Here is a 3,090-nt window from a genome sequence, read left to right as displayed (position 1 = left end):
TTTTTGGGGGGGAACAAGAGTTAATTTGCTTCTAAAAGTCCCCCAATTTTGGGGGATTTAGGGGGCTTGGATTTAGCAAATGGGACTTCTCAGACAACCTCTTAACTTCCTTTCTCCTTATCCCTTCTCCCCTCTTCCTTCTTCCCTCTTCCTTCTCCCTTCTTCCCTCTTCCTTCTTCCTTAAAATATTAACCCCGTAATCATACCAGCCAATAGTATAAAACCAATCCAAACATTTTGTCTAAATATCTGACCGTAGGGTTTTAAAATTTCTTCTTGCCGTAATTTTCCATATTGAATAGACCAGAAAATTGTAGCAATACCAAGAGCTATCCAAAAGCCAAAATGTAGCTCCATTTCTACTCCTAATACTCCCAATAAAACGGCAGTCAAAAAGAAAAATATAGCTACAGCATTAGCTGCATATTCACCAAAAAATAGAGCGCTCGAATTAACCCCTAAAAGTCGGTCATCCTCCCGATCGCTCATCGCATAAACCGTATCAAAACCCAAAGTCCAAACAATAGTAGCGCCCCACAAAATCCAGGTAGCAGTGTCCAACTCAGCTACTGCAGCACTCCAACTAATTAATACGGCAAAACCCCAAGCAATAGATAATACTAACTGAGGTACTGGAAAAAATCGCTTGGCCAGGGGATAACAAATAATTACAGGAATTGCAGCTACGGATAGCCAAAAACTGAGTCGGTTGAGATAAAGTGCTATGACTCCAGCACAGGCAAAAGCAATAATAGCAATAACAATACCTGTTTGAATAGTCAAAGCACGGGACGCCAGGGGGCGATCGCGAGTTCTCTCCACTTCTGGGTCAATATCCCTGTCCCACAAATCGTTAATTACACAACCTGCTGCACTGGTGGCCAGAGTCCCTACGATAATTACTCCAACTAATGGCAAGGGTGGCATTGCGTGAGTAGCCAAAAATATAGCCCATAGAGCAGGAATCATTAAAATGAAGCGTCCGGCAGGTTTATCCCATCTTAGAAGTCTAATTACTTTCGTCAAGGTTGATTCTGATTGAGGAGCATGAGATTCGGTCATTTCAGTTATCAGTTATCAGTTATCAGTACTTCATTATAACTTGGGATTTTAGATTATGGAATCATTACCTTAAATAATGGTATTTTGTCAAGGGTTAAAGGCCAGATTACTGATTTTCAATCATAATCACTCAGATGACATTATTTAATTTAAAATTTATGCAACTTGTAAATTTAAACACATTTATAAAATATGGTTACATCTGTTCCTTTAGTAAAAATCCCCTTGATATCGGACAACCGAGAACAGATATTGGCAGCAATAGATATGGGTACTAACTCTCTACATTTAGTAGTAGTGAAAATAGACCCCACTTTACCTGCTTTTACAATTATTGACCGAGACAAAGAAACAGTAAGACTCGGAGACTGTGAAGCAAATGGTAATTTGAAAGCTGAAGTAATGAATAGAGCGATCGCTACTTTAGACCGCTTCCAAAAAATTGCTAAAAGTGCCAATGCAGAGCAAATTATTGCTGTCGCTACCAGTGCTGTACGAGAAGCACCCAATGGTACAACATTTCTGAATAAAATTGCTGATGAGTTGGACTTATACGTTAACTTAATTTCTGGTCAAGAAGAAGCACGCCGGATTTATCTAGGGGTACTGTCAGCAATGGAATTTAATAACAAACCCCATGTCATTATTGATATTGGTGGGGGTTCCACAGAGTTAATATTAGGTGACGGTAATGCACCACCGACTCTGAGCAGTACAAAGGTGGGTGCAGTACGTTTGACCAAAGAATTTGTCACTACTGACCCCATTAGCAAAATAGAATTTGCCTATCTGCGAGCTTATATTAGAGGTTTATTGGAACGTCCGACAGAGGAGTTATTAGCTAATATCCAGGAAGGTGAAAAACCACAGTTAGTGGGTACTTCTGGCACTATTGAAGCATTAGCAAATATTCATGCTTATGAAAAATTCGGGAATGCACCAACTTCCCTAGCAGGTTATCAGTTTAGTTTAGCTGAGTTGGAAGGGTTAGTTAATAAGTTGAAAAAGCTGTCAGTCTCTGATCGGGAAGATATACCGGGAATGTCACAGAAGCGCTCGGAAATCATTTTGGCAGGTGCTTTAGTATTACAAGAGGCAATGAGTTTATTGGGAATGAAGTCAATAACTGTTTGCGAACGTAGTTTGCGGGAGGGAGTAATAGTTGACTGGATGTTGAATCATAGTTTGATATACGATCGCCTCCGTTTCCAAAGTTCCATTCGTCAGCGTAATACCCTAAAAATTGCTCAAAAATACCAAGTAAATTTGGAATCTAGCGAGAGGGTTGCTTCTTGGGCACTAAATTTATTTGACGAAACTAAAGGAATGCTACATGAGTGGGGGAATGATGAACGAGAGTTATTATGGGCAGCCGGAATTTTGCATAACTGTGGTTTATATGTGAGTCATTCATCCCACCATAAACATTCTTATTATTTGATTAGGAATGGAGAATTATTGGGTTATAGCGAGATTGAGATTGAAGTAATTGCTAATTTGGCTCGCTATCACCGCAAGAGTTTACCGAAGAAAAAGCACGAAAATTATCAAAATTTACCCAAAAAATATCAACAGATGGTATCTCAGTTGAGTGCGTTGTTGCGGTTGGCGATCGCTTTAGATCGACGACAAAAGGGAGCGATCGCTGACGTGAAATGTGAATTTAATCAAAATAAACGAGAATTTTATATGTGGTTACGACCAGCTAACCCTGAAGATGACTGTGCTTTGGAGTTGTGGAATTTAGATTATAAGAAAGAGGCGTTTGAAGAAGAATTTGCTTTGAAGTTGATAGCAAAATTGGAACCTGTGATGGCATCTGTATAGTTTTCGGTAAGCTTGATATTTTTATAGTAGAGGCGTTTCGTCGAATGTCTCTACATTTTTATCAAAAAATGGTGTAATACCATTTCTCAAAAGTTTTGCTACATTTCCTTGGGAGTAGGGAGTAGGGAGTAGGGAGTAGGGAGTAGGGTTTAAAGGAATAAGATATTTTGGATTAATGCCTATAATCCTTACGAACATTAC

General features: G+C 39.2%; 2 protein-coding genes and 1 pseudogene. 1 reads left to right on the top strand and 2 read right to left on the bottom strand.

The genetic code is table 11. The features are described 5' to 3' along the window. Window positions 1-180 precede the first annotated feature (180 nt). Window positions 181-1,062 carry a 4-hydroxybenzoate solanesyltransferase gene (locus F6K54_RS42420; RefSeq protein WP_293090488.1) on the bottom strand — a complete coding sequence of 294 codons (882 nt, stop codon included), beginning with the start codon at window positions 1,060-1,062 and terminating at the stop codon, window positions 181-183. A gap of 192 nt (window positions 1,063-1,254) precedes the next feature. Between F6K54_RS42420 and F6K54_RS42415 the strand changes: the two genes are divergently transcribed. Continuing rightward, on the top strand, window positions 1,255-2,889 hold the full coding sequence (locus F6K54_RS42415; RefSeq protein ID WP_293090487.1) for a Ppx/GppA phosphatase family protein: 1,635 nt from the start codon (window positions 1,255-1,257) through the stop codon (window positions 2,887-2,889). A 21-nt stretch (window positions 2,890-2,910) separates the two neighbouring features. Here F6K54_RS42415 and F6K54_RS42410 read toward each other — a convergent pair. Beyond that, a pseudogene (locus tag F6K54_RS42410) lies at window positions 2,911-3,090 on the bottom strand (hypothetical protein); the annotation flags it as partial.

Source organism: Okeania sp. SIO3B5, assembly GCF_010692555.1.
Taxonomy (GTDB): Bacteria; Cyanobacteriota; Cyanobacteriia; order Cyanobacteriales; family Microcoleaceae; genus Okeania.
Note: the sequence above shows the minus strand (reverse complement) of the source record. Positions and strands in the feature narration are given on the sequence as shown.

What these genes read in the sequence shown, in the direction of transcription:
- F6K54_RS42415 (WP_293090487.1), top strand. Translation starts at nt 1,255, where the DNA reads ATGGTTACATCTGTTCCTTTAGTAAAAATCCCCTTGATATCGGACAAC.
- F6K54_RS42420 (WP_293090488.1), bottom strand. Translation starts at nt 1,062, where the DNA reads ATGACCGAATCTCATGCTCCTCAATCAGAATCAACCTTGACGAAAGTA.